The sequence below is a fragment of the Methylocaldum sp. GT1BB genome (genome assembly GCF_051027545.1).
Lineage (GTDB): Bacteria > Pseudomonadota > Gammaproteobacteria > Methylococcales > Methylococcaceae > Methylocaldum.
The window spans coordinates 4,035,797-4,061,394 of sequence record NZ_CP194902.1 but is presented as its reverse complement, the minus strand read 5'-3'; the positions used below and the strand labels follow the sequence as shown (position 1 = coordinate 4,061,394).

Annotated in this window: 17 protein-coding genes, 1 pseudogene and 2 riboswitches; of the genes and pseudogenes, 16 read left to right on the top strand and 2 right to left on the bottom strand. The window is 56.9% G+C overall.

Translation table 11 applies throughout. The features are described from left to right. Nucleotides 1-22 precede the first annotated feature (22 nt). Nucleotides 23-775 carry a VPLPA-CTERM sorting domain-containing protein gene (locus tag ACR2TX_RS19380; protein WP_434130544.1) on the bottom strand — a complete coding sequence of 251 codons (753 nt, stop codon included), beginning with the start codon at nucleotides 773-775 and terminating at the stop codon, nucleotides 23-25. Between the two features lie 586 nt (nucleotides 776-1,361). Between ACR2TX_RS19380 and ACR2TX_RS19375 the strand changes: the two genes are divergently transcribed. From ACR2TX_RS19375 to ACR2TX_RS19360, 4 genes are all read left to right on the top strand, one after another. Then, nucleotides 1,362-1,853: a TlpA family protein disulfide reductase gene (locus ACR2TX_RS19375; RefSeq protein WP_077731887.1), complete on the top strand. Its 492-nt coding sequence runs from the start codon at nucleotides 1,362-1,364 to the stop codon at nucleotides 1,851-1,853. Between the two features lies 1 nt (nucleotide 1,854). Then, on the top strand, nucleotides 1,855-2,094 hold the full coding sequence (locus ACR2TX_RS19370) for a DUF4266 domain-containing protein (RefSeq protein ID WP_077731886.1): 240 nt from the start codon (nucleotides 1,855-1,857) through the stop codon (nucleotides 2,092-2,094). 502 nt (nucleotides 2,095-2,596) lie between these two features. Beyond that, nucleotides 2,597-5,848: a DUF3570 domain-containing protein gene (locus ACR2TX_RS19365; RefSeq protein ID WP_434130543.1), complete on the top strand. Its 3,252-nt coding sequence runs from the start codon at nucleotides 2,597-2,599 to the stop codon at nucleotides 5,846-5,848. A gap of 428 nt (nucleotides 5,849-6,276) precedes the next feature. Then, entirely contained in the window at nucleotides 6,277-7,419 is a 1,143-nt protein-coding gene (locus tag ACR2TX_RS19360; protein ID WP_143735248.1) for a hypothetical protein, read from the top strand. A gap of 68 nt (nucleotides 7,420-7,487) precedes the next feature. On the opposite strand, the pseudogene ACR2TX_RS19355 reads toward ACR2TX_RS19360, so the two are convergent. Further along, nucleotides 7,488-7,815, bottom strand: a pseudogene (locus ACR2TX_RS19355) (transposase); the annotation flags it as partial. 363 nt (nucleotides 7,816-8,178) lie between these two features. Between ACR2TX_RS19355 and ACR2TX_RS19350 the strand changes: the two are divergent. The 12 genes from ACR2TX_RS19350 to ACR2TX_RS19295 all read left to right on the top strand — a co-directional run bounded on the left by ACR2TX_RS19350 (nucleotide 8,179) and on the right by ACR2TX_RS19295 (nucleotide 25,209). Beyond that, complete coding sequence (locus ACR2TX_RS19350) at nucleotides 8,179-9,081, top strand: FAD:protein FMN transferase (RefSeq protein WP_077731894.1); 903 nt, start codon at nucleotides 8,179-8,181, stop codon at nucleotides 9,079-9,081. 635 nt (nucleotides 9,082-9,716) lie between these two features. Beyond that, nucleotides 9,717-10,577, top strand: a complete 861-nt coding sequence (locus ACR2TX_RS19345; RefSeq protein WP_143735246.1) for a VPLPA-CTERM sorting domain-containing protein — start codon at nucleotides 9,717-9,719, stop codon at nucleotides 10,575-10,577. Continuing rightward, nucleotides 10,574-10,702, top strand: a complete 129-nt coding sequence (locus tag ACR2TX_RS19340) for a hypothetical protein (protein WP_276205413.1) — start codon at nucleotides 10,574-10,576, stop codon at nucleotides 10,700-10,702. Before ACR2TX_RS19345 ends, ACR2TX_RS19340 begins: the two co-directional genes overlap by 4 nt. A 421-nt stretch (nucleotides 10,703-11,123) precedes the next feature. Continuing rightward, nucleotides 11,124-11,209, top strand: a riboswitch (cyclic di-GMP riboswitch). 112 nt (nucleotides 11,210-11,321) lie between these two features. Next, nucleotides 11,322-12,230, top strand: a complete 909-nt coding sequence (locus ACR2TX_RS19335; protein ID WP_086133782.1) for a VPLPA-CTERM sorting domain-containing protein — start codon at nucleotides 11,322-11,324, stop codon at nucleotides 12,228-12,230. A 286-nt stretch (nucleotides 12,231-12,516) separates the two neighbouring features. Then, a riboswitch (cyclic di-GMP riboswitch) is annotated at nucleotides 12,517-12,605 on the top strand. A 114-nt stretch (nucleotides 12,606-12,719) separates the two neighbouring features. Next, nucleotides 12,720-13,616: a hypothetical protein gene (locus ACR2TX_RS19330; protein ID WP_347257619.1), complete on the top strand. Its 897-nt coding sequence runs from the start codon at nucleotides 12,720-12,722 to the stop codon at nucleotides 13,614-13,616. A gap of 363 nt (nucleotides 13,617-13,979) precedes the next feature. Beyond that, on the top strand, nucleotides 13,980-16,139 hold the full coding sequence (locus ACR2TX_RS19325; protein WP_434130542.1) for a hypothetical protein: 2,160 nt from the start codon (nucleotides 13,980-13,982) through the stop codon (nucleotides 16,137-16,139). A gap of 1,133 nt (nucleotides 16,140-17,272) precedes the next feature. Then, complete coding sequence (gmd, locus tag ACR2TX_RS19320; RefSeq protein WP_434130541.1) at nucleotides 17,273-18,361, top strand: GDP-mannose 4,6-dehydratase; 1,089 nt, start codon at nucleotides 17,273-17,275, stop codon at nucleotides 18,359-18,361. Beyond that, nucleotides 18,354-19,295, top strand: a complete 942-nt coding sequence (fcl, locus tag ACR2TX_RS19315) for a GDP-L-fucose synthase (protein ID WP_434130540.1) — start codon at nucleotides 18,354-18,356, stop codon at nucleotides 19,293-19,295. Before gmd ends, fcl begins: the two co-directional genes overlap by 8 nt. Nucleotides 19,296-19,331: 36 nt before the next feature. Next, complete coding sequence (locus ACR2TX_RS19310; RefSeq protein WP_434130539.1) at nucleotides 19,332-21,227, top strand: family 10 glycosylhydrolase; 1,896 nt, start codon at nucleotides 19,332-19,334, stop codon at nucleotides 21,225-21,227. A 35-nt stretch (nucleotides 21,228-21,262) separates the two neighbouring features. Beyond that, entirely contained in the window at nucleotides 21,263-22,624 is a 1,362-nt protein-coding gene (locus ACR2TX_RS19305; RefSeq protein WP_434130538.1) for a hypothetical protein, read from the top strand. Further along, nucleotides 22,608-23,720 (top strand): glycosyltransferase family 4 protein, encoded by a 1,113-nt coding sequence (locus tag ACR2TX_RS19300; RefSeq protein ID WP_434130537.1) that lies wholly within the window; start codon nucleotides 22,608-22,610, stop codon nucleotides 23,718-23,720. Before ACR2TX_RS19305 ends, ACR2TX_RS19300 begins: the two co-directional genes overlap by 17 nt. Before the next feature lies 1 nt (nucleotide 23,721). After that, nucleotides 23,722-25,209 (top strand): hypothetical protein, encoded by a 1,488-nt coding sequence (locus ACR2TX_RS19295; RefSeq protein ID WP_434130536.1) that lies wholly within the window; start codon nucleotides 23,722-23,724, stop codon nucleotides 25,207-25,209. Nucleotides 25,210-25,598 lie beyond the last annotated feature (389 nt).

The window sequence follows — 25,598 nt, the reverse complement described above, 5'->3', positions numbered from 1 at the left end:
TCGAACACCATTACCGGCAAAATCAAGCGACCGCCAGGCCCGCTTTCCGTCTGCCGAGCGACACCAAACCCATCAAACCGGTGCCGAAAAGCCAGACCGCGGCGGGAATGGGGACGGCACTGACAGGAGCGCTCAGCGTAATGTTGTCGATTCTTAAATCAAACCTTTTGCCGTCCTCCGGCACAATCGGGTAGCCCTTATAGTGGATCCAGAAGGCATCGATGTTTTCGAACGCCTCATCGAGGGTCAGTGTGCCGTTGAAGCCGTTGGCCACCGTCTGATAAGCGACCACGGTTGGGTAGTTGGTGCCGTCGCCAGCGGCGAGGTCCGGGTTCAGGGCCGTATTGAACCCCAGGATTTCCCAGACATCGTTGGGGCCGGTCCCCGGATTGGCGTTCTTGATCGGCGCCTGAAACTCCATGGACGTGAGGCTGAACGCGGAGCTGTCCTGGGCTCGTACGTAGATGCCGGGGGAGTCGGGATGGTACTGGAGCAAGGTGCTGAAGTCCCCATCATACCGGTGCAGGTGGGCGTTCGGGTCGGGGTTGCTAACAGTGCCGATCGCAAACCCATCCTCGAAATAACACCCGGCCGAACCGGCGCCGGCACAAGTGCCGCCCGGCTCAGGCGCCAGATTAGCTTTGCCGTAGTAGGCCGCGAACGTCATGGCTTCGAAATCGATCGTGACGGGGTCTACGATGGCGGCCCCAGCGGTGCCGGTGGTTAAGGTCAGCGCGGAAAATATCATTCCGGCGATTGTCTTCGATTTGTTCATCTAAAAATCTCCATAGCGTATGAATCCGGTATCCCCATTCGTCCAGGACAGATATGGCCCGGCGAAATAAAGAATTCCGCGACAAAGGACCGGGCGTGCGATGCCGACGACCGGCCGGTGAAACGCTGACCCAGCCGGTTCCCGGCTAAATCAGGAGGGTGCGGCCGCTGCGTTACTATCCTGCGACAAGGACCATTCCCCCGCGGCAGTAACGAGCAAAATACATACCACGCCCAATTCGTCTGAAGGCCGTTACTGCCGTTCCGGGCAAAACCCGCTCACCCGCTTTAAACCACACCTGCGCGATGGATATTCCATAAGATCGGACTTGGGGGAAGCGTTCGAGTCGAGTGTGGGATTTGAAGCCTCTATCTGGGTCATATGCCTCATGGCCGAGGAGCGGCGGTCCGCTTCCGGGGCGGGCCGAGGACGAGCCCTGAGGTCGCGATGCAGGCTCTAGCGTACGTCCGGCGGCGGAGGCAAGTACGTGGCGCTGTCGGCGCCGCGATCTCGTAACCGATGGCACAGCCTGTGCTACCTAGGGCGGTGGTTAACAGCCTGTCACCTCGGATTTACATGCAGAACAATGAAAACATTTCTTCTATCGGCTCTTCTGCTGCTCGGCTGCAGCGCTTCGGTTTATGCCGTTCAAGAGGGATCGTCGGTACCCGGGTGCCCCGCGGCATTACCCGGCAATAACGAAAAACTGGACTTCGGGGCTTATAAAGGCAAAGTCGTGCTTGTCGACTTTTGGGCCACTTGGTGCCCGCCGTGCAAGAAATCCATGCCTTTTATTAACGGATTGCGCAACGAACGTCTGAAGGACGGATTCGAAGTCGTTGCCATCAACGTGGACGAAAACACCGAGGACGCTCTGCGATACCTCGAAGCCCACCCGGTGGATTACGTCACGGCGTTCGATGCCTCGGGCGAGTGTCCGCGCGTTTTCGAGGTGAAGGCCATGCCGTCGTCTTATCTTGTCGACAAACAGGGCAAGGTGCGCGCGATTCATCTCGGCTACCGCGACGAGGATCAGGACGCTATCCGCAAACAAGTAGACGCGCTCTTGGGGGAATGAGATGACATTCTTCCGAAAGCTTCGACTGGCGCGTTTGCGGCAGCCGATTCTGCTCTGCGCCCTCGTGATTTGCCAGGGCTGCACCAGCGTCGCGCCGTGGGAAAGGGGCACTCTGGCCAAGCCGGAGATGTCCATTACGCCCGATCCCAGCCTGACCGGCTTGCGCGACCACATTTTCTCCAGCAAGGAAGGCTCGCAAGGTGGACATGGCGGCACCGGGGGCGGCTGTGGCTGCAACTGATCCGCATTCATCGCCTCTCTGCCGATTTGCTCGCCGCGCCGCGTCGGCGGGTCAATGCTTCAGCGGAGAATGGGCTTTTCCACTCCGCCTTTCGCGTCGGCTTGGTTCAGGCGGCGTCCGGAAGGGATTCCCGACCTACTCACAGTACGTCCGCTGGCGACTCGATGTAGGTCGGCAATCCTTTGCCGACTTCTCGGCATGGGTTCCCAAACAGGAGTTTGGGAACCAGCGTAAGGGATTCCCGGCCTACGGCCCGGCGGCTCGACATAGTTCGGCAATCCCTTGCCGACGGCTCGCTTGGCGCGGTCGGTGTCGGGAAGGGATTCCCGACCTACGGCCCGGCGGCTCGACATGGTTCGGCAATCCCTTGCCGACGGCTCGCTTGGCGCGGTCGGCGTCGGGAAGGGGTTCCCGACCTACGGCCCGGCGGCTCGACGTAGGTCGGCAATCCCTTACCGACGACGATGTTAGCGCCGTCCTCGCGAAGAAGGGGGCGTGAGAAATGCCGGTCAAATCGGAAAAGCCCAAGGCGCTTCTCGCCTTGACGACCGCCGCCCTCGCCCTGCCGGGCATGGATGTCTCGGCCGCGGTTCCGGTCGCGCAAGCGCAAGGTAATGTCCACTTCGGTTATTACGAGGAAAGCGATGACCGAATGCAGGTCGAGGTTTCCCACGGCGATTTCATGGTTCCGGTTTCCGACCGGCTCGAATTCACCTTCAGCATCGACCGCGATACCTACAGCGGCGCCACGCCGGCGTTCAGCATCCCGGCGACCATGGCGGATCAGCCCAAGTACAAGCAAAACACTGACGGAACGCCGGCCAGCGATCCGACACCGGCCGATGTCGTTTCGGCGGCTTCCGGGGGCGTCACTGCCGGTGGGTTGACTGTTCTCGGCGGGCTCAATGCGTACAAAGCATTCTGGGACAGCAAGGATGCGTCTGAGGCGGACGCCAGCGCGGCGTTAGCACAGTGGAAAGCCGCCAATCCCGAACCTCCGTCTCCGCCGTCAACGCCGACGATCGACAATGTGACGATCGATTTCGAGAACATGACATTCGCGGCCTACTACGGCAAAGCCAACGCAGCGCCTGAGCCGGGCGGCAGCTGCGCCGGCATCGGTTCGGACGGCTGTTATTTCGAGGATGGGTTTGCGATCGGCACCGTGAACGACCCCACAGCCCCGAACGCCCACCTGCATCGGCTGGACGGAGACTTCAGCACCTTGCTCCAGTACCATCCCGATTCCGCCGGCATCTACGTGCGCGCCTTGGACGGTTCGGCCTTCAGCCTCGACTCTATGGAGTTTTACGCGCGGATCAAGTCAGGGAATCCGGGGACCGGCCCCAACGATGTCTGGGAAATCCTGGGGTTCAATACGGCCCTGAACCCGGACCTCGCCGCCGGCGACGGCACTAACTACGACGCGACCCGAGTGGCTTATCAGATCGTGGCCAACGGCTTCCAGGGCGCATTGACCCTGAACGAGGCGTTCGAAAACATCAACGCGTTCTGGATCCATTACAAGGGCTATCCGCAGACTCCCACGGACGGCAAGCGGTTCGATGTGCAACTCGATAACATCAATCTCTCTGGCGTTACCCTACCTAGCGAAAGAACCGAGGAACAGAAAGCATGGGACCAGAAGCTCGCAGCGGAGATCCAGAGACTCACCAAACTTGCCGTTATCTCACGATATCGCGCGGTTCTCGACAGCCTAGTGCCCAAAGGCACGAAACCGGTCCAGCGGTTCCAGACGCAACCGCGCGAAACGCGCACCATGCCGGTATTCGGCGCCAAATACTATTTCGACGAGGCCACGCTTGCCCTCTCCGGCGGCTATTCTCTCGAGCCGGATTTCAAATCGAGTTTCGGCTCGATCAATCTGAGCCACGAATTCAACCAGAAACATACTACGGTATCGGCGGGATACAGTCTGACCAGCAATGACATCAGCCGAGGCACCGTCCACTCAACTGACAGCGAACACTCGCATGACAACGATGATTCGCCCAATTACCCGGAGCTGCGCGAAGAGAGCGTTTTCCACGGCTTCAGTACCAGCATCGCGCAGGTGTTGGGCAAGAACACATTGTTTCAGGGCACGGCCAGCTACACCAACCAGAGCGGTTATCTCACCAACCCATATAAGTACGTTTACGTGCGCGGGGAAATTACGCCCGAGGAGTACTATGAGATTTCGCAGGCGAAAGCGGGCACAATCGACTGGAAATCCGTGACCAATCTCGAAGTCGTGGGGATCGAGCTGTTTCGGGAAAGACGGCCCGACGAGCGCAACCAGTGGGCCTTCTCCGGTCGATTGAACCGGCATATACCGGCGCTGGATGCGTCCCTGCATTTCGATTACCGGTACTACTTCGACGATTGGGGCATCGATTCTCACACCTTCGAGCTGAAGTGGTATCAGCCACTGCCCTTCGGCATCATGGCTGCGCCGAGCATCCGCTATTATTCGCAGTCGCAAGCCGACTTCTTCGCTCCATATTTCCTTGCGCCCAGAGCCGACGGCTATTATTCGAGCGATTTTCGCCTGTCCGGCTTCGGCGCCCTGAGCGGCGGCATCACGTTCAGCAAGCAGTTCACCAAGGGCATTCGGCTGGAAGCGGGCTTCGAATATTACAGCCATGCCGGCGATCTGAAGCTGGGCGGGGGCGGCGCGGGCGATTATGCCGATTTCAACTATTTCCTGGCTCACGCCGGGCTTAACGTCAATCTGTCGGCGCCCGGCTCATTCTCGGGCGGCCACCACGAACACGGCTCGCACCATTACGGGCATAACATGCCCGCCGGCATTATGTTCGGCCATATGATGGACCAGGCCGACAGCTTGATGGCGGGGTATCGCTACATGTACAGCAATCAGGCGGGGGATATGCTGCACGGTACCAACAGGGTCGGCAGTCAAACGCTGATCGGCAGCGCCTGCGGCAACTCGGGATGTCTCTCCCGGCCGAAAGACATGACCATGCACATGCACATGCTGGACATCATGTATGCGCCGACCGACTGGCTGAACCTGATGCTGATGCCCCAGCTCGTCGACATGGAGATGGAGTCGAAGCCGTTGCCGGGGGCTCCGGAAGACGACGAGCACGGCGGCGGGCACAGCAGCGACGGATTCGGCGATACCTTGATGGTGGCATTGATCAAGCTGTTCGACGTGTCCGGGCACCGCCTCAATCTGGGACTGGGGGTCAGCGCGCCCACGGGCGATGTCGACATGACCGTGGATGGCGGGGCTACGGAGGACGGTGAATTACAGGATTACAGTATGCAACTCGGCAGCGGCACCTGGGATTTCAAACCCAGCCTGACCTATACCGGACAGGCGGACAAGTGGTTCTGGGGCGCGCAGGTGAGCGGCACCAAGCGGCTCGAAGGCAGAAACAAGTCGGGTTATGCCCTGGGCGACGTGTTTCAGACCACCGCCTGGGGCGGCTACAGCCTGACGAACTGGCTGTCGGCTTCGGTGCGCGGCGTTTACACCGTTCAAGGTTCTATCCGTGGCGAATTCAACCGCGAGCATTCGACCACCGCGCCGGTGGACTTCCCGTCCAACTACGGCGGACGCTATTGGGATGTGGGGCTGGGTCTCAATCTTTCAGTACCCAGCGGCGATTTCGCCGGCCACAATCTCAGCGTCGAGTGGTTGCAACCGGTGTCGGACGATGTCAACGGTTATCAGCTGGCGCGCACCGGGACCTTGGCCGTTACTTGGAATTATGCGTTTTGATGGGCCGGGTTGGTTTCGGGATTGAATGGTGTGTATGGAAAGTTGTCGGCAAGGACTGGCCGATAGCTCGAGCGTTTTACTAGCCGGATTCCTGATGTCATTTGACAGTAGAGTTTCAAAGAGATTTTTGGCCTATCGCATAGCGCTGAAAATGGATGCCTCCCCTTTGTATCCTTAGGGCAAATGCCCCAGTTCCTACGGCCTTTGCCTTAACTCCAGACTTGCGGCTATTGCAGAAATCCTCTCCATACGAGGCAAATAACCGCTACCACTGGAATAGTGCGCCGGCGACGAAATCTGGCGCAAACGTTGCTCAATACGCAACGCCATTACAAGGTCTATCAATGGTTATGAGTTAAGGCAAGAATATCGACCCCTTGCCTATCATGTGGCGATTTTGTTAACCAAATACACTAGGAACCCGAACAGTGCACATACTTCGAACACAACTGTTGCCATTTTCATTTATTACGTTGATCAGCCTGTGCGTGACGGCTACCGCCGACCTGATTGAAAACCCTGAGTCCATACCTGTCGGCCAATCACTTACTGTGAATCCACAGGATACCTTATCTATTGGCCCCACTAGCATACATCCAGCCGGCGCGAGTATTTCAATTCGCGGCACCTTGATCAATCAAGGCCAAGTTAACGCACTGAAAAACGGCAGTTCCGGCGGCAATATTTATGTGCAAGGAATTCTTAGTAACTCAGGAAACATCTTCGCCGATGGTGCCCTTTCTATCACCGGTGACAAAATCATTAACCAGGCGGGCGGGAACATCATCCTTAGCGGTTATATGGATATGTATAACAACAACGCGTACTTTGAAAATGCCGGCCGCATGAGCGTAATCGGAGCGTTAGGTCATAGAGTTTACCCTGGAGGCTTTACCGCCGGTGTTCTCAGAGGAACCATCAAAAATACCGGCACATTCATCCTGGATAGGGATAACGTTTCCAATATTTGTTTGAATTATGAGAGAGCAGTTCTCATCAATGAAGGGGTATTTGAGGTCAAAAAAGGCTCAACCTGTGATTTTGGGGCTGCTCAAGCAGGAGGTGATACGTGGACCGAATACCGCCAAACCAAGGGCGAGACGATCGTCGACGGCATCTTCGGGGCGCATAAAATCACTCTGCAGGGCGGAACGCTAAGCGGAACCGGGACGATCTTGAACATGCCCAGTATTAACTCCTCGGCACGATTAAACGTCTCTCCCGGTACGACCGGGTCGCCTTTCGGGACATTGACGCTGATACCTGAGTCCCACAATGGGTACGTTGATTTCTCACGGGGCACAATCACGATCGAACTCGGCGGTCTTTATCCAGCCCACGATCAACTTCATGTTGAGGGCGAATTCATATTAGGCAATGTTAAGATCAATGTCAGTCTGCGGGATGGATTCGTCCCGAAAGCCGGAGACAGTTTCACTCTCCTCAGCGCGAACTCAGTAACCGATTTTGGCGTCCCTATCGAAAGCCGGCTCGATTTGCCGGCACTGCCTTCCGGTTTGAGCTGGCAAGCCGTGAATGACGGAATAACCGTCAAACTCAATGTCCAATAGCCGTTCGGTTCGGTCATTCGACGTGCTGCCGGCATCCCGCCGGCAGCAGCGTATTGAAACCGCAACGAGTGTCCTATCCGATTAGTTTGCCGGCATAGTCGTTGAAGTTTTTGCCAGGCTGGAATCCGCCGGGGCGGTCCATGCGAACAGGCGGGACGATTGGTTTTAATGGGAGATGAAGTGGTCGATCTTGCTCACCAGCGTCTTTGACTCTGGTGAAGGAGCGGCGAGGGAAGGCCTTCTCGGTGGGGTGGGCGAAGAAGCGCTCGACTGGGTTGAGCCAACTGGCGTCGTTGGGATGAAATGCATCTTCCATCGTGGGTGCGCGGCAACCCACGCCTTGATCTTCGCGTGCTTCTGAGTGGCGTACCTGTCGCGGATCGGATGAATGTCCAGGCGATTGCATCGCAATTTTTTGGCAAAACCGTTTGGGGCATCCAAGTCATCAAGAAGAGTCCAAAAGTCGGTGACGAGTATCCCCAGGCGCGTTTAGTTCCCGGCCTATACGTTTTGACGGGCCGGGGTGGTTTCCGGCCGGTGGGAGCGGGCCATAGCTAATTGTAGGATGGGCAACGGCCGATAGGCCGTGCCCATCGTTCCCGACCGAGATGGGCCCGCTTCGCTTGGCCCATCCTATATTGTGCCGGGCAGGCCGGGATAAGGCGCCCGCCGTTCCCGGCGCTCGACGGACGACGAATTACCTTTAGAACAGTCTTGAATTCTTACGGTCTCGAGTATTTCCGTTTCGCCTTCAAGGCAATGGGTACGCCATGCGAAATCCAGCTTTTTGCCGAGACTCGTGCAGAGGCAAGACGGATTTCGGAGCTGGCCATTGCCGATGTGCGCCGCCTGGAGGCGCGCTATTCGCGCTATCGCAACGACAGCCTGCTGTCCGCCATCAACAGGGTCGCCGCCGAGGGTGGCCAGGTTGCGGTGGATGACGAAACGGCGGGTTTGCTGAATTATGCGGCGACCTGTTACGAACAGAGCGACGGGCTTTTCGACATCACCTCCGGCATTTTGCGGCGTGCCTGGCGCTTCGAACAAGGCAAACTGCCGGACGACGCGCAAGTGCGCGGTCTGCTCGAGCAGGTCGGCTGGCACAAGCTGAGGTGGGAACCGCCGGTGCTCGAATTTCCGGTAGCCGGCATGGAGCTCGATTTCGGTGGCATCGTCAAGGAGTATGCCGTCGACAGGGCCGCGGCGCTGTGCCGGGACGCGGGCGTTCGACACGGCGTGATCAATCTGGGCGGCGACATCAAGTTGATCGGCTCGCGGGCGGATGGTAGTCCGTGGCGAGTCGGAATTTCTCACCCGCGCCAAAAAGGCTCGATGATCAAGACCCTGGCGTTGCGCGAAGGCGCGGTCGCGAGCAGCGGGGACTACGAACGCTGCATCGTCGTGGACGGTATCCGATACGGTCATGTGCTGAATCCCAAAAGCGGCTGGCCGGTACGCCATCTCGCCGCCGTCAGCGTGGTGGGGGACTTCTGCGTGGTCGCCGGCAGCGCTTCGACCATCGCCATGCTCAAGGAGGAAAACGGTCCGGCCTGGCTGGACGCCATGGGCTTGCCGCATCTCTGGATCGACGTCGAGGGCAACGTGGGCGGCTCTCTGGCGGAATCGGCAGCTTATTCCAAATCGCGTTCAATCCGGAATTGATTTTCGTAGGGTGGGTGAGGCCGCAAGGCCGTAACCCACCGAGCGGCCTCGGACCTGTCCTGAGCCAAGTCGAAGGGTCGGTGGGTTACGCTGAGCCGAGGGGCTATCCCACCATCGATGGGTTTCGCTTCGCTCTACCCATCCTACGATGAATGTTCATTCGCATGCCGAATGGAATTATTCGTGGGTCGGCAATCCTTTGCCGACTTCGCTTGGCTGTCAACCCGTTACGTCGGGAAAGGATTCCCGACGTAACGAGGCCGCATCATTGCAATCGGCTCCCCCCTCGCCCGACTTCCTCCTCATGCGCGATATGCCGCTGAATGCTGGGGCATATACCTCATTTCCCGGATTCCGGCCTATTTGTAAAGCCTTGGAAGCACCGTAGTGCCTCGATTTGGACACTGGCACGACACTTGTTAAGTATCGGTTGCGCTTAGCTTGCACTTCTTACTCCATTCGGCATGCGAATGAACGTTGCGTAGGGTAGGTTACGGCCACCCTTCGAAAATCAATTCCGGATTGGAAGGGATTTGGAATTACACCGTTTTGCGGCGCGAACGGCTGAAGCGAAGGGGTATGAGCAATGCGGGTTAACGGCGTGGTATCTCAACTTCCAACTTGCAGGGATTCATATGAAACAAACCAGATTGGCCAGGGCGATCGCAATGGCGGTTGCCGGCTCGGCCCTTTCTTTAGGGGTTGTTGCCGAGGCATCGGCACACACGATGTACAACACCTACAACGCCGGAACGCCCGCTACCGATGGGGGAACCGACGGCTGGGTCTATGGCGGTATAAACAATCCGACCTATCCGACGGTATCGCCGGGTTGGGTCGGAACCGCTAGCCCGACGACGCTGCCGTTCGGTTACACCGGTTCTTCGGCGTTGAACTGGGCGGCCGAACTCCATAACGCGGGTGATTCGCTGGAAATTTCCAGGGCAGATGCGCAAGCGAGATATGGCGTTGCAGCGGATATCGATACAGCTAGAGGCGCCTGGCTCGACGCGGGAGCAACCCCTCAGGGCTGGTCGCACACCACCGATATCGGGTTGTTGATGTCGCACAGCGATGCTTATGTCACGCTGAATCTCTCCGCCGTCAATTCGGAAATTGCCAACTTCGGGATTACGGTATTTACCGGTATGGACACCGGTACCGGCTATGAGAACCATCAGGCATGGAATAGCCCGATTCAAGGCTTAGATTTCACCGCGAGCGATCCGTTCGGCACCACCGGCGTAACTTATTTGACCCACGATTCAACCGTCGACGGGGTCAACGGTCTGACCTTCCTGGCGGAGGCCGGTCAGATTTATTCCATTTATCTGGGCGGTAGCGGCGGAGCCAATTGGAATCAAAACAAGGATCTTTACGTCTTGAACATCACGTCTTCTCCGGTTCCGATACCGGCCGCCATTTGGCTGTTCGGCAGTGCTTTGGCCGGGATGGGATTCGTCGGGCGGCACAGACACAAGGCCGTCGCCGCATGATGCGGGACAAGGCGGTCGAGCTTGCCTTCGAGGCTGGGCGCACCATGTGGCATGCGCCGGTGTCGGCGATATCCGGCCGTTTCATCGCCTCGGCCTCAGCCGATCGCCGCTTTGAAACGGTGTAGTGAAAGAGCTGGCTGACTGACCCTCCGGATGATTTGGGTCGCCACATGCTGGAATACCCGTAATAAAAATGCGGGATATCCAGCAGCTTCCGTCGTTTCCGTCATGGAAATAGCGTTATAGAGCGTTTTCCATCCCGGTGTACGGATTCGTTCCAGGAGGGAAGAACGTAGGTCGGCAATCCCTTGCCGACAAAGCCCTTCGCCGAGCCGATACGTCGGCAAGGGATTGCCGACCTACATATCCGAATCCCTTACACCGATTCGGAAAATGCTATATCAACGGTTTACCTCAGGCGCGCTTATTGCTCTTGGGGTATCGGCCGGTTCGACCGAATTCCGGTTCGAACGCGCTTTGTGCTACGGAAAACCCGAAAACCATTGCCGGGGAAGGGGAGCGTAGACCGTAGCAGGGCGGAGTCCCTTTTGCACCTGCCACTCCCGCCGCGAGGCGGGTTCGGAAAGCCACGGGTCTTGTGAATTTGATCCCAAGACGGCCGGGCCGCCTCCCTCGGTGATGGGGAGATCGGAGCGCCTTCCGCTTTTGACGGGAGCGCTGCGGACATCGCTGCCTATGTGAAAACAAAGACCAACTCCATAGAACAGCACGAGGTAATTTCCTATGTCCAAAAACAAAAACAAACTGACCAAAGCGGTGGCCATGGCCCTCACCGGTACCGTCTTGTCCGTAGGCGCCGTTTCCGGCGCCCAGGCGCATACGATGTACAACACCTTCACCACCACTGAGCTGTCCGCCACCGACGGCTGGAACTATGGGGGTATAGGCAATCCGACCTATCCGACGGTATCGCCGGGTTGGGTCGGAACCGCCAGTGCCACCACGCTGCCTTTCGGCTATGCCGGTACGTCTCATCTGAACTGGGCGGCCGAGCTTCACTCGGCGGGCAACACGCTCGAAATCTCGAAAGCAGATGCGGTAACGCGTTACGGCTTCGCCGCGGAAATCGATACCGGCGCCGGGGCCTGGCAGGACGCAGGCGTCAATGGCAGCGGAGTTCCGACAGCCAACGGGCCGACCGGCTGGAGACATCAGACCGATATTGGCTTGATCAAGGCCGAAGAAACTATGTGGGTAACACTGAATCCCGTGGTGGTTACGGGAACCGGCTACGACATTCAGAACTTTGGCATCACCGTCTTCACCGGCATGGACTCCGGTACTGGCAGTTACTCTCATCACGGCTCCTGGAACTGCCCCGGATGCACACCCGCGAAACCTTACGAAGCCGATAACCCGTTCGGCACCGTAGGACTGAGCTACTTGACTCACGATGGCACCGTCGACGGTGTAGACGGTTTGACCTTTCTGGCCCTGGCCGGTCAGGTTTATTCCATCTACCTGGGCGGCGCCGGCGTGGGGAACTGGAGTCAGAACATCGCGGAGTACAGCTTGAATATCAGCACCGCACCGGTTCCGGTCCCCGCGGCGGTTTGGCTGTTCGGCAGCGCCCTCGCGAGTTTGGTCACGCTGGGACAGCGCCGCAAGAACGTCATGGCCGTTCCCGCCTGAAACAAGACCTCGACGTATGTACACGCCTTCCTTTCCGCGCTCTAAGCGGGGAACTTTTGTGTGGAATCACCCATGAGACTGCGTGATTTGCCACGTCGGTGGCGTTTGCATGCGATTTATCTGTTTGATTAGCAATGATTATTTAGTGGCATATTTATTGTTTCAGCAAAGGCCGGGTCCGCCGCTTAGGGGGCTCATAAAAAGACGCGATACACACGGATTCGCAAGGAATCGGCTGGCAGGGATCGCCCGAGGGATCTTTGTCGGGATGGACCGCCGTTAGGTCTGTCCGAATCGCCACACCCGCCGCGAGGCGGGGCCGGAAAGCTTCGGGTCTCGATGCTATGGAGTATTCGAGACGGCCGAGCCGCCTCCTAGTGTGATGGGGAGGACCGCGGCGCAGCTCCATTGGGTACGGTGAAGCGCCGCGGACATCACTGTTAACGAGCTTTTGGACGACCACTAACAGTGACGAGGACGAATCATAGTATGAAAACCACGGCAACAATACTGGCCCTCGCGGGAATGCTCGGGGGAACATTGGTCGCTGCGCCCGAGGCTCACGCGCACGCCACGTTCAACATCGCCGGTTACGGCGACGGCACCGGCGGCAGCATCAACGGCGCCGACGGAATGCCGGGCACCGACGCGAGCGGCGTTTGGACCAACGGCGGTGTCGGCTATACCGGGAGTTTGCCCGTCATGTGGTATGCGGGCATGCACAGCGCGGCGGCGGCCGGCCGCACCATCGAGACCGGCACGCCCACATCCACCAACGGCAGCAGCCTGCAGCGGCAGATTGCCAACTATAACAACAATAACGATCCCGACCTTCCCACGGATCGAATGCTGCGGGTCGGCGGCCTTTCCTGGTCCGATCCCGACAACGGCGGACAGGGTTGGGGCCATGGAGCGGACTTCGGCCTGATCCATTGGTCCTGCGGCGGCAGCGCCCAGGGCTGCGTGGATGCCGGAGTATCGCAATTCAAAATCACTCTGGCGGACGACCTTGCCGACGGCGGCGCCAACCTCAAACTCGGCTACGCGCTTTATGGCGGCTGGGATACCGGTGCCGGCGCTTCTAGGCACGATACCTTCTTTACCGATCCGACCCCGGTAAACAATCCGCTGGGCTCCGACGATCTCACCCTGCTCGGTTGGGGCGTGGCATCCTCGGTCGGCGAGACCTTGTCGCAGGTATTCGACCTCGACACCACTTATGGGGGCGAATACACGATCATCATAGGTGCCTTGGGCGGCGTAGCCGGCAATTATCAATTGACAGTCCAGCCGGTTCCGATTCCCGCTGCCGTATGGCTGTTCGGCAGTGCCTTGGTTGGCGTATTTACCATCGGCCGCCGGACTTCGAAACCGACTCCGGCATAACTTGGCAACCAGAGAGGCAAGAGTGCCCGGGTGGAACGATCTCCCGGGCTCATCCGATCGATCTGGCCATAGAGCATTGATATGTCCCGGCTCATCCGAACACGGCAGACGCGTGCTCAAAGCGATGCCGGAGGCCTTGGGGTTGATGACCGGTTTCGGCGGGTGCCGTAACCATTCGTTTAACAATAATTTCAACGTAGTGACAGGGCCGTCCAATGCGGGCGGTGTCCGACACCTCCTCGCGACCAAGGTTTCGCAACGGCCGAGCAAGGCTCAGCGGTTCGCGCGTTGGTCGTCCATAGGAGTGGGATCGCCGTCTGTATAGCTACGTTCTTCCAATAAATCCGATCCTGGTACGAGTCCGTGAATAAAAATACGTTTCCACTTTTGGCGGCGCTGGCGCTCATGCTTGGGGGTACGGTCGCCTACCTGCTGCTTACCGATACCGAAGTTTCCAAGTCGGAGCTGGTCACAGGCCACGGCGATGTCGAAACCCTGAAGAACGCGTACAGCCGCTGGAAAACCGCTTATGAAGCTGACGGCGGCGATCGTTTTCTGACCATCCCGCTCGGTTATTCGAAAGCCTTATCCGGAGAATTCAGCCGGGCGCAGGGACGCATGCGGCTCGACCTGCTGGAGGGATGGGTGACGGTCGAAGTCAGCGGACTCGATGCGGGAGGCTACGAGGTTTGGCTGGTCGATAATAAAACCGGCTGGCACAAGGCGGGCGGACAGGAGAAGGCCAACGCCATGCAGAGGCTCGGCCGTCTCGAACCGAACAGTGAAGGGAAACGGATCTTGAAGACCCATCTCGACGGCTTGGCCATGAGCGGATTTACCCTGGATCTGGTTGCCATTACCCGAGAGGAAGGGAATCCTGAAGAGGGGGGCATACTGTTCGGTACGCCGGGCTTCATGCAGAGACTTTATTACGGCGACAAGCCCTGGACCGTGACCCGTGTGGGCAACTTGCCGAGCACTCCCCAGCAGCATAGCGGTGGCGCGGCGAAGCCGTTCGACTTCATGCTGCCCAAGCTCGCTCACGCCGATGCCAGAGAGCGGAACGATCTCGATGCGGTTCTCGGCGCGGAGATTGCCCGAGGGCGGGAGATTTTTCTGAACGAAACCTTCGGCGGCAACGGACGCACCTGCGCCACCTGCCATCGGCCGGACAACAATCACACCATCGACCCGAAATACATCGTCAAGCTTCCGAAGGACGATCCCCTGTTCGTGGCCGAATACGACCCTGCGCTCAAGGACTTGGAAAAGCCGCAATTGCTGCGTCAACTCGGCCTGGTCCTTGCCAATGTGGACGGCTTCGACCGGCCCGGCGTCATGCGCAGCGTGCCTCATACCTTGGCCCTGGCGGCGTCGATCGGCACGGAAACTCTGGCGGACGGCGGCGAGTTCGAGGAAGACGCGAAATTTGCCAACGCCATTGGCTGGTCGGGGGACGGCGCGCCGGGAGACGGCTCTCTGCGGCTGTTCGCGCAAGGCGCCATCGCCCAGCATATGACCCGAACGCTCAATCGGGTTCCGGGTGTCGATTTTCGTCTGGCCACCGACGAGGAATTGGACGCCCTGGTCGCCTATATGCTGTCCCTGGGGCGCAGCGAGGACATCGTGCTGGCTGACCTGACGTTCACCTCTCCGTTGGTGGAGCGCGGCAAGCAGCTGTTCGACACCAAGGAAAATCCCGTCGACGGCAGCGGCAATCCGATCTTCGGTCAGACGGCCAATTGCAATGGCTGCCACCAAAATGCCGGTGCCAACAGTTCGACCACCAAGAAGAATCCGACGCGTGACAGCGGCGTGGAAAACATGCGGGATCAACCGGCGCGCCTGGTCGATGCCAGCATTCCTTATGATGGGGGATTCGGCAAAGAGGAGCACCACGCAAGAATCGACTGCGGTCCCGACTACGACCAGCCCTGCTACGGAGACGGGCGGTTCAACACCCCGTCATTGGTCGAAGCTGCGGATACGGCGCCTTTCTTCCACAACAATAGCGTCAGCACGATCGAGGAAGCGGTGGCCTATTACAACACCGATGCGTTCAATAATTCGCCCGGCTCATTGACGTCGTCCGGCAAGAACCGGCACGTCAAGCTCGACTCGTCCCAGGTCGTCGCCGTCGCGATGTTCCTGCGAACCATCAACGCGCTCGAAAACATACGGAGTTCCAATCGGATGGATCTGCAAGCGCAGAGCCTGAGCGACCGGAGCGCGACAGACATCATCCGATTGGCGGCGGCCGACACGAAGGATGCCATCGAGGTTCTGACGGAGGGTACTTTGATCGTATATCCTGAGGCCCTGACGCATCTCCGTCAGGCGCTGAAGCTTGAGAGGAACGCCGCTTCCGGCCGCGCCAAGGGCCAACGCAATGAGCTGCTGGCTAGAGCCGTCCAGCTCAAGGAAAAAGCGCGCGACTCGATGGTAGCCGGACCGCAAGAAGCTTTTCCGGTTCCGGAGACGGATCGTGGTCCCTCCAGGGGGAAGGGGTCGAGAAAGAAGTAGACGAGAGGATGCCGAAGGACGATCCGTCGAGGTTGCCGGGCGACCGGGCTAACCCTGGGGACTCGTCCTTTCGGGCGTAGGTTGCTTATCCCTAAGTACATTCCGCAAATATTTGCGGAATCTCGACAGATTGGCTTGATTGGCGGGGTTGTCCTGCAGGTTGCCTATGCCGCAAGACTTCCCTGAATGTACTTAGAGCGTTTTCCATCCCGGTGTACGGATTCGTTCCAGGAGGGGAGAGCGTAGGTCGGCAATCCCTTCCCAATCGCAAACGGCATCTCTGGGAGCGCCAGAGCTGCCCTTCCGACAAAGCCCTTCGCCGAGCCGATACGTCGGCAAAGGATTGCCGACCTACAGGGTGCTACAGTCGTAGGTCGGTAACCCTTTGTCGACGGGCTTTGTGTCGGAAATCGTCGCCTTGGTGTTCCCGGAGACGCCGTTTGCGATTGGGAGGGTCATTCGGGCGCTCCCCGGATGACCGTTTGCGATTGGAAGGGGCCGATTAAAGGCCCGTTTGCGATTGGAAGGGTCGCGACTAAAGCGACCGTTTGCGATTGGAAAGGATTCCCGACCTACGGGGGCACGGTCGTAGGTCGGCAATCCCTTGCCGACGAAGACGCCGTTTGCGATTGGAAAGGATTCCCGACCTACTCGCGAGTGCCCGTACAGTCGGTATGAAAATGCCCTAGGTAAATCCATAAGCCGATGAGCCAACGTATGCAGATCCTTTGCTTTCGAGTTATTCGGCCCCGAATCACGAGGACACGCTTCGCAGAACTAAGTTTCTCCCGAGCTATTTATCCGACGGCAGCTAAGACATGGTCAGGAAGTGCCGTATCTCGGACCCTAGGTTCCGGGAATAGGAATGTAACAAAAATGTTCGATTTGATGTGTTACAAGGCTTATCGCTTAGCAGAAGTTTTTATCGCGGACATTCAAGCGTCGAAGGAAAAGAACATTAATCGCAGAGTGGGTTAATGCCTCGCAGCCTAACCGACCTGACAAAAATCGAAACCGTATTGAAGGCCATTTGGAAATAGGAGCCTATCCCAGTAGGCTCAAGTACCCCTTCGACAAGCTCAGGGCGAACGGCCTGCTGGGATAGGCTCTAAGAACCTAAAGAAGAGTTCACAGTGAAAAAAGTAGCGCTGATCACCGGGACGACGGGGCAGGACGGGGCCTATCTGGCGGAATTTCTGCTGGAGAAAGGCTACGAGGTGCACGGGCTCAAACGCCGGGCGTCCCTCTTCAACACCGACCGGGTCGATCATTTGTACCAGGACCCGCACGTCGAGGACCGCCGTTTCATCCTCCACTACGGCGATCTGACCGATGCGACCAATCTGATCCGCGTCGTGCAACAGGTCCAGCCCGACGAGATCTATAACCTCGGCGCGCAAAGCCATGTCCAGGTATCGTTCGAAACTCCGGCCTACACCGCCGACACCGACGCTCTCGGATCGCTGAGGCTATTGGAGGCGATTCGCATTCTGGGGCTGGAGAAGAAGACGAGGTTCTACCAGGCTTCAACGTCCGAACTCTACGGCAAGGTTCAAGAGATCCCCCAGACCGAAACCACACCGTTTTATCCGCGCTCGCCCTACGCCGTGGCCAAGCTCTACGCCTACTGGATCACGGTGAACTACCGCGAGGCGTATGGGCTTTACGCCTGCAACGGCATCCTCTTCAACCACGAGTCGCCGTTGCGGGGCGAAACCTTCGTCAGCCGCAAGATCACCCGTGGTCTGTGCCGGATCAAGCTGGGCCTCCAGGACTGCCTTTACCTCGGCAACCTGGATGCGAAGCGCGACTGGGGGCACGCCAGGGACTACGTCGAAATGCAGTGGCTGATGCTGCAACAGGACGTACCCGACGACTACGTCATCGCGACCGGCGTCCAGTACAGCGTGCGCGAGTTCGTGACCCTTGCCGCTGGGGAACTTGGGATCGAGCTCCACTGGGAAGGGACGGGCCTTGCCGAGCGGGGATACGATGCCGCTACCCGCCGATGCATCGTCGCGGTGGACCCCCGCTATTTCCGTCCGACCGAAGTCGACACCCTGCTGGGCGACCCTAGCAAGGCGCGGGCAAAGCTCGGCTGGGCCCCACGCATCAGTTTTCAGAGCCTGGTCAAGGAAATGGTCGAAGAGGATCTGAAAGCGGCGGAGCGCGACGCCCTGTGCCATCAAGCCGGCTACCGGGTGTTCGACTACCATGAATAAAGACGCCAAGATCTACGTCGCCGGCCATCGCGGTCTGGTCGGCTCGGCCCTGGTCCGTAGTCTCGAACGGCAGGGATATACCCATATCCTGACGCGGACCCGAGAAGCGCTCGATCTCACCGATCATGCGGAGGTGAAGCGCTTTTTCGAAACGGAGCGGCCCGAAATCGTCCTCGATGCGGCCGCCAAAGTCGGCGGCATCCGGGCCAACGACACCTACCCGGCGGACTTTATCCGCGACAACCTGTTGATCCAAACCCATTTGATCGACTGCGCCTATCGGAGCGGTGCGAAAAAGTTCGTCTTTCTCGGCTCCTCCTGCATTTACCCCAAACACGCGCCGCAGCCTTTGAAGGAAGACTATCTGCTGACGGGTCCCTTGGAGCCGACCAACGAATGGTACGCGGTGGCCAAGATCGCCGGCATCAAACTGTGCCAGGCGTACCGGCGCCAATACGGCTTCGACGCCATTGCCCTGATGCCGACCAATCTCTACGGACCGGGCGACAATTTCAGCCTGGAAAACTCGCATGTGTTGCCGGCCCTCATCCGCAAGTTCCACGACGCCAAGGTGGCGTGGGCGAAATCGGTGACCGTCTGGGGCACGGGCACGCCGCGGCGGGAATTCCTGCACGTGGATGACCTGGCCGATGCCGCGGTGTTTCTGATGGAGACTTACTCGGACGAAGCCATCATCAATATCGGTGTGGGCGAAGACCTCAGCATTCGCGAGTTGGCCGAGATGATCCGGAAAGTCGTAGGTTTCGAGGGCGACTTGGTGTTCGATCCGGAAAAACCGGACGGCACGCCGCGAAAGTTGCTGGACGTGTCGAGGCTCCACGCCCTCGGGTGGCGGGAGCGGATACCGTTGAGGCAAGGGATCGAAGAAACCTATCGCTGGTTCCTGGCTCATCCGGGCAGCTATCGAGCGTAATCACATTGGCGCGAACCGATTCGGAGTGGTTTAGGCATGTCTTCAATTAGCCATCGTGCGCTGTCATTAATTCCCTTGTGGCTGGCTTCTGCCGCGTTTCTCCTCGTTTTCGGAATTCTGCTTTTGCCACAAGTGGCTGAGGCCCTTTTTCTGGATGAGGCGGATCATTCCCGCGCCCGTAAGGGGTTTCAAAGTTTCAAGTTTGAGGGCTCGAACGACGACCTTCAATCTGAAGGAGTTGCGCTATCAGGGGATAGATTTTCAAAGGACGGGAAAGTTGGAAATGCACTGCGTCTTGAAGGGAAAGCCAGCGCTAGCGCGCTACCTCCGCAATTCACGACGGCAGCGAGAGGTACCCTCTCATTTTGGGTCAAGCCGCTTTGGGGCGCTGCAAGCCGCGATTCTCACACGTTTGTCAGTTTGCGCTGGAATCATCCCCGGCAAAGTTATCTTGCAATATCGCAGGGGTGGTGGGAGCCGCTGGGTAAAGACAGGCTTTATTTCATTCTGAGCAATCAGGAGTTCATGCACTGCTCGGTTCCGTTCGAACTCAAGCCGGGCGTGTGGAGCCTGGTCACCGCGACCTGGCAGAACGGTTCACCGGGGTACTGCAGGTTGTTCATCGATGGTAAAAAGATCGCCGAGCACCAGGCTACGTTCGATGGGCGCTACAAACCGCAAGGGCCGCTGGTTCTAGGCGGGGATTCGGCTGCGACCGATAAACGGGGACGTCACGCCAACGCTTTGATCGACGAGATGGAGTTTTATGATCGTCCCTTATCCGAGCCGGAGGTACGCAAACGCTACCAATCGTTTCCAGCAGACCCCACCGAGGAATACCAAAAGAGATTCGGATGGCTTGAAGAGGGACTCAAGCTTCCTCCGCATGAACGGCGGGATGCCAATGGCAATCTCCTCGAGAGTCGGGTCATCTTCGACGAAGACATCAAGTGGGCCACGTCACAAGCGGAGACGGACAAGATACTGAGCCGCATTAAGAAAGCCGGCTTTAACGTGTATGTTCCCTGCGTGTGGCACGGCCGCGGCGCCCATTTTCCGACCACGTTGGCCAAAGCCGACAGTCGGTTGGTAAGCCTGTTCGAGAAGGGCTACGATCCGCTCTCCTATTTGATTCAGCGAGCGCACGAGTTGGGCATAGAAGTGCATCCCTGGTTCACTGTAGCCAAGCGTGAAACGGATGATTACCCAGAATTTTTCGCGCCGGGCACACCCGAGGAGTCGTACGACTTTCACGATCCCGCTTTCCGGGATTTCATGCTGAAAGTGATGCTCGACGTGATCGAGCGGTACGACGTCGATGGAATCAATCTCGATTACATTCGTACCGGGGGAATTTGCACCTCCGGACGTTGCGCCGATTCCTACCGACAACATAGCGGCAACAACCTTTACGCGGATGTGCTAGCCCGATATATATCCAAAGACGCTTACCGAAGAATACAGAAATGGCAAGACGAAGCGGTTGCCGATCTGGTTTCCCGATTGTCCGTGCAGGCCCGAACACTGAAGCGTGATTTGATCGTCAGCGTCGATGGGCATCCAGTGCCATCGACAGGTTCACGTTCCCTGCAAGGAAGAAATGAAATTGATTGGGTTAACAAAGGCTGGGTAGACGTGATTTTCAATATGGATTATCAGGAAATGGTAGATTTTAAGAATATGGAAAAAGTACGAACTGAACTAAACGTCAAAGAAAAGGTGGCATTACTCTTTGGAAATTACGACAGGATCGATAATCGCGCCCATCCAAGATCAGGGTGGGTTATTGCACGTTACCTGGAATATGCCCGGAGACGATGGCCTTCTTCGGCGCTCGCGGTTTACTTATACGGGCAGCTTACACAGGATCAGATCGATTCGCTGAAATCTGGGCCATTTAAGGAGCCGGCGACATCATCTTGGGCGCGTTAGTCCAAAAGAGTAGAGTATCTATTTGTTGATGCGCCATGAACCTTGAATTTGTTGTCGCTCTCGTGACGCTTCTGCTCATTGGCGCGGCCATGATCTTTTTATCACGCGCCAATCTATTGCTTTTTCTGCTCCTGCCAGCATCACAAATGCTGGGGTTTGTTGATCCGATGACTTTTGCAATTAAAGGCCTATTTGATATCCATGCATTGTTTATCTTGCTTAATCTTGGAGCTTTGATCCTATCGGTTGATCGGATCAACGATTTACGGAGTGCATTGTTCTTGCGGCCGATGATTATATTGGGAATATTGTGGCTGTATGGTGTTGTTTATCCGGTAATGGCTGATAAATCATCACTATTTTATTCCATAAAAGCGTCCAAAGAATTTATGACACTTTTTAGTTACTTCTCAGTTTACGTGTTTCTGAGAAAGGCAAAGGACGTTAATCGTTGCTGGAAGTATATAACATGGTTGGGATTGTATTACTCGGTCTTCGAAATTACTGCCCAAGTGCTTGGAGATTCATTTTTGCAAAAGAGTGTATATGACATCCGAAAAGAGGTTTTTGTATTCTGGAAGGTTTATATTCCATTCTGGCCCGTTATTGTTATTTCTTTTTTTAACACATTCTTCTTGTTTCTTCTGGCCGCACCGGGACAGATTATTAGGGCGTTTGTTTTGGGGATTGGCATTTTGTTGACATTTTATCGGTCTTATCTGATGGCAACGCTGGCGACAATCCCTGCGATTATGCTGTTTGCGAAACAATCTATGCGGAGAGTTGCAGCGCAAGGTGTTGCAATCGCGGGAATATTTGCGACCGTTTTTGTTGCGATCGGACTTATGGCAGGGTCGGATGCGGTTGGTTTTGAGAAAATATCAGAGGCTTTTCTATTTTCAGGTGTCCGTGAGTTTACAACGCAATCGGGCGGAGCTTTGGCTGGAAGGGAGGTGTTCGCGAAGGAGCGGCGCGACATTCTGCAACAAAGTCCGTATCTCGGATTTGGATTTATCGATAAGGATTCGAAATTTGGCTTGGAATCAAGAACATATATTAAAGGAGATTTGTTAGGCTTTATCGACAAAGGTGATCTGGATGTTGCGTTAAAGTTTGGCTATATCGGTGGCTTTGTGCTGTATGCAAATTTCTTATACATAGCTTTCCTATGTATTCGATTGGCGAGGCAGAAAATCGACAAGTTGCTTACAGTGCATGCCATGGCTGTAGCGGCCACGATCATCGTATTTCTTTGCGTTCAGCCAGTACATGCGACTTTTACGAACAGCTTTGCCCTTTTTCCGCTTGCATTGGCGCTGGGTTTGCTAGAGCGTGAACGGGCAAATGTGGTAGCTTCAAAAGGAGACATCGATATTGCGCATGTTGCACATAATTGAGTGCCTTACCAATTTCGGAGGAACGGCCCGAAAATTGCTGTATCTGGCGCGCCATTTTCCGAACAACAATCATCGTCTCGTCTTTCTTACGTATCAGCCATCTGTTATTCATGATCGTTTCGAGAAGGAGGGTGCTAAGGTCATCAATGCAAATACGCTTTCCCCATGGCGTATTTGCCGAGAAATCGTTCGGGTAGCCGGCGATACGGAAGCGGATGTGCTTTGTACCCATTTCACTCGGCCGCTGGTAACGGGAGTAATTGCCGGACGTTGGCTTGGACTTCCGGTAATCCACAACGAACATTCGCCTTGCGACTTGCGCGGCAGACTCGGTGGACTACTCGCTCGGGCGGTCTATCCGTTCGTCGACGCAGTAATCTGCAACTCACAATACACCGCGGATAGCGTTCTCCGGACCTATAACATCTCTGCCGCGAAGCTTCACGTGGTACATAACCCGATCGAGGCTCGTAGGCCGATTGGCGATCGGCAGGCCGTTAGGGCGGAGTTGGGCCTCTCGGAACGCGACTGCCTGATCGGGCATACGGGGGGAATGACCTCCTGGCGCGATCAGCAAACGCTAATTCGAGCTTTCGGCGAGATTTATGAGACGAATCGGCGGTTGCGACTTCTATTGATCGGGGACGGTCCACTGCGTCCTGCTTTGGAAAATCTGGCGGCCGATTCAGGTTTGGCGGATGCAGTGCATTTCATCGGTTATTCGGACCGGATCGGCGATTATCTGTCGGCAATGGACATCTATGTGAATCCTGCCGTCGCCGAAGGTTTCGGCATCGCCGTCGTAGAGGCCATGTTAGCCGGTTTGCCCGTAGTGCTGGCCGATGCCGGAGCGCATCCGGAGCTTGTCCAGCGGGACGTGGATGGAGTTCTTTACGCGCCAAGGAATAGCATGGATTTGGGGGAACTACTCCGGGGTTTGATTGACGATCGGCAGCGGCGTGTATCGCTGGGAGCGAATGCGCAGACAGCGGCGCGCGCCCGTTTCGCGCCGGAGCGATATGCAGCGCAATATTGCCGGATCGTGCAAGACACGTTGGCCGCCCGAACTTGTGCGTATATCAAACCCGAGGTCTAGAGTGGACGTACAGACCGTAAAGAGAAGCTTTCTATCCGGTTCGCTGGTGGGGTTGGCCCGCGTCGGGCTTGCGGTTCCGCTCTACCTGGTGCTGACGCCCTTCGTGCTGGACAAGCTGGGCAGCGAGATGTTCGGGATTTGGTCATTCAGCACGCTGGTGGTGAGTCTGATCACGCTAACCGATTTCGGCTTCAAGAACTCGCTCATTTATCACGTAGCGGGCCATATCAAGCGGCCAGAGGAAGTCAACCGATTTTTCAATGTGGCGTTCTTCTTTTATTTGATAGCGGTTTTGTCCGCTATGGTGGCGATAGTGGCACTGGATTCTCTTTGGGTGGCCAGGCTATTAAATGTGCCTATTTCATTGCAGCGGGAGGCGCATTTTGTACTAGTGATAACGGCAATCGGATTCGGCCTTCGGTTCCTCGCCATTCCTTGGCAGGCTCTAGTCGAGGCGCACCAGGAGCATTTTTTTTCTCAGATCGTCATGCTCGTTTGGTTGGCCGTTAACTTCGTGTCCACCTTGGTGGCGCTCGAAATCCGTCCGGACATCTATTCATTGGGTGTCGCCGGTATCGTCCCGAATCTGCTGGTATTCCTCATGTATGTTTGGCGTACGAAGCAGCAGTTTCCTCACATTCGCATTAGTCCTTTTCTGGTGGATCGTTCCCGTTGTCGCACGATGTTCAACTACGGCGTGGGAATACAAGTCGCGACCCTTGCCATCGCTTGCAGAGAGCCGGTCTTCAAGATACTGGTCGCCCACGCCTTCGATCTGGCTACGGTGGCCTCATTCGAAATTGCGTTCAAGCTTTGCACCCAATTGGTGTCGCTCGTGATGGCACCGCTATCCGGTACGTTTGCGGCCTCGGCTCTATTCGCGAAGAAGGAAAAAGACCTCGAACAGTTCATTCGGCCTCTATTCGGCTACGCTTTTTCTCTGCTTGTCCCCCTTGCGTTATTGATCGTGTCGTTCGGTCCATTTTTTGCCCAATTCTGGCTGGGAAGCGAATCGGGACTGGTAGGCGAGTTGTTGCCGCCGATGTTTCTCGCATTTGCAATCTATTACCTGACCGAGGTGCTTTATAAAAGTTTGGAAGCCTCGGGCTTGTCTCTGTACAGCGCAATCATCCAAGTGGCTGTCGTGTCGGTCAGCGTCGTGAATTTCCTTCTAAGTTCTGATGCCGGATCGAGTTCAATCGGTCTCGGATTGTTGGCGGGATTCTGCGTTTTCTCCTTTGCGAATTCCGTCATTTTCCGTTGGCGTTTCAGAACGGTGACACTCATTTCGCGCAGAGCATTCCTGGGGATCGTTTTGACGGCAGCTTGCTTTCTTTCAAGTCTTGAATACTGGAGCGGCGAAATGCTGATCCCGCTCTTCGCTTTTTACGCATTGCTCCACGTTTGGTGGGTGCACAAATGCCAAGTGGTCAATTTGCCGGGTTTGGCCTGGCAAGTTGCCGGGCTCATCAGAAACAGGGGCCGCTGAGCTATGGACCGCAAGATTCGTGTGGCGGTTCTGACCAACATCGTACCGGGGTACCGTCGGCCGATATTTGAACGGCTTGCGGCGTTAGACTCGTGGCAATTGAAGATATTTCTATCGCTTCCGCTGGACCGGTCGGACAAACTGGCGCGAGAGCGTCTGCCTCTTCACTACTCTCGGACGTTAAATGTACAGCGTCGGACGCGACACGGCGCGTATGGCGTACAGCAAGTAGAACCGCTTCCGTTTCCAATCGCATTGCCTGGCGATTTGATGTTTTTTCGCCCGGACATCGTCATATCGGCGGAGTTCGGCTTGCGATCTCTGTTCGCCTATTGGACCGCGAAGTGGTTGCGCGTCCCATTTGTCCTTTGGTCCGAGGAAACATCGGA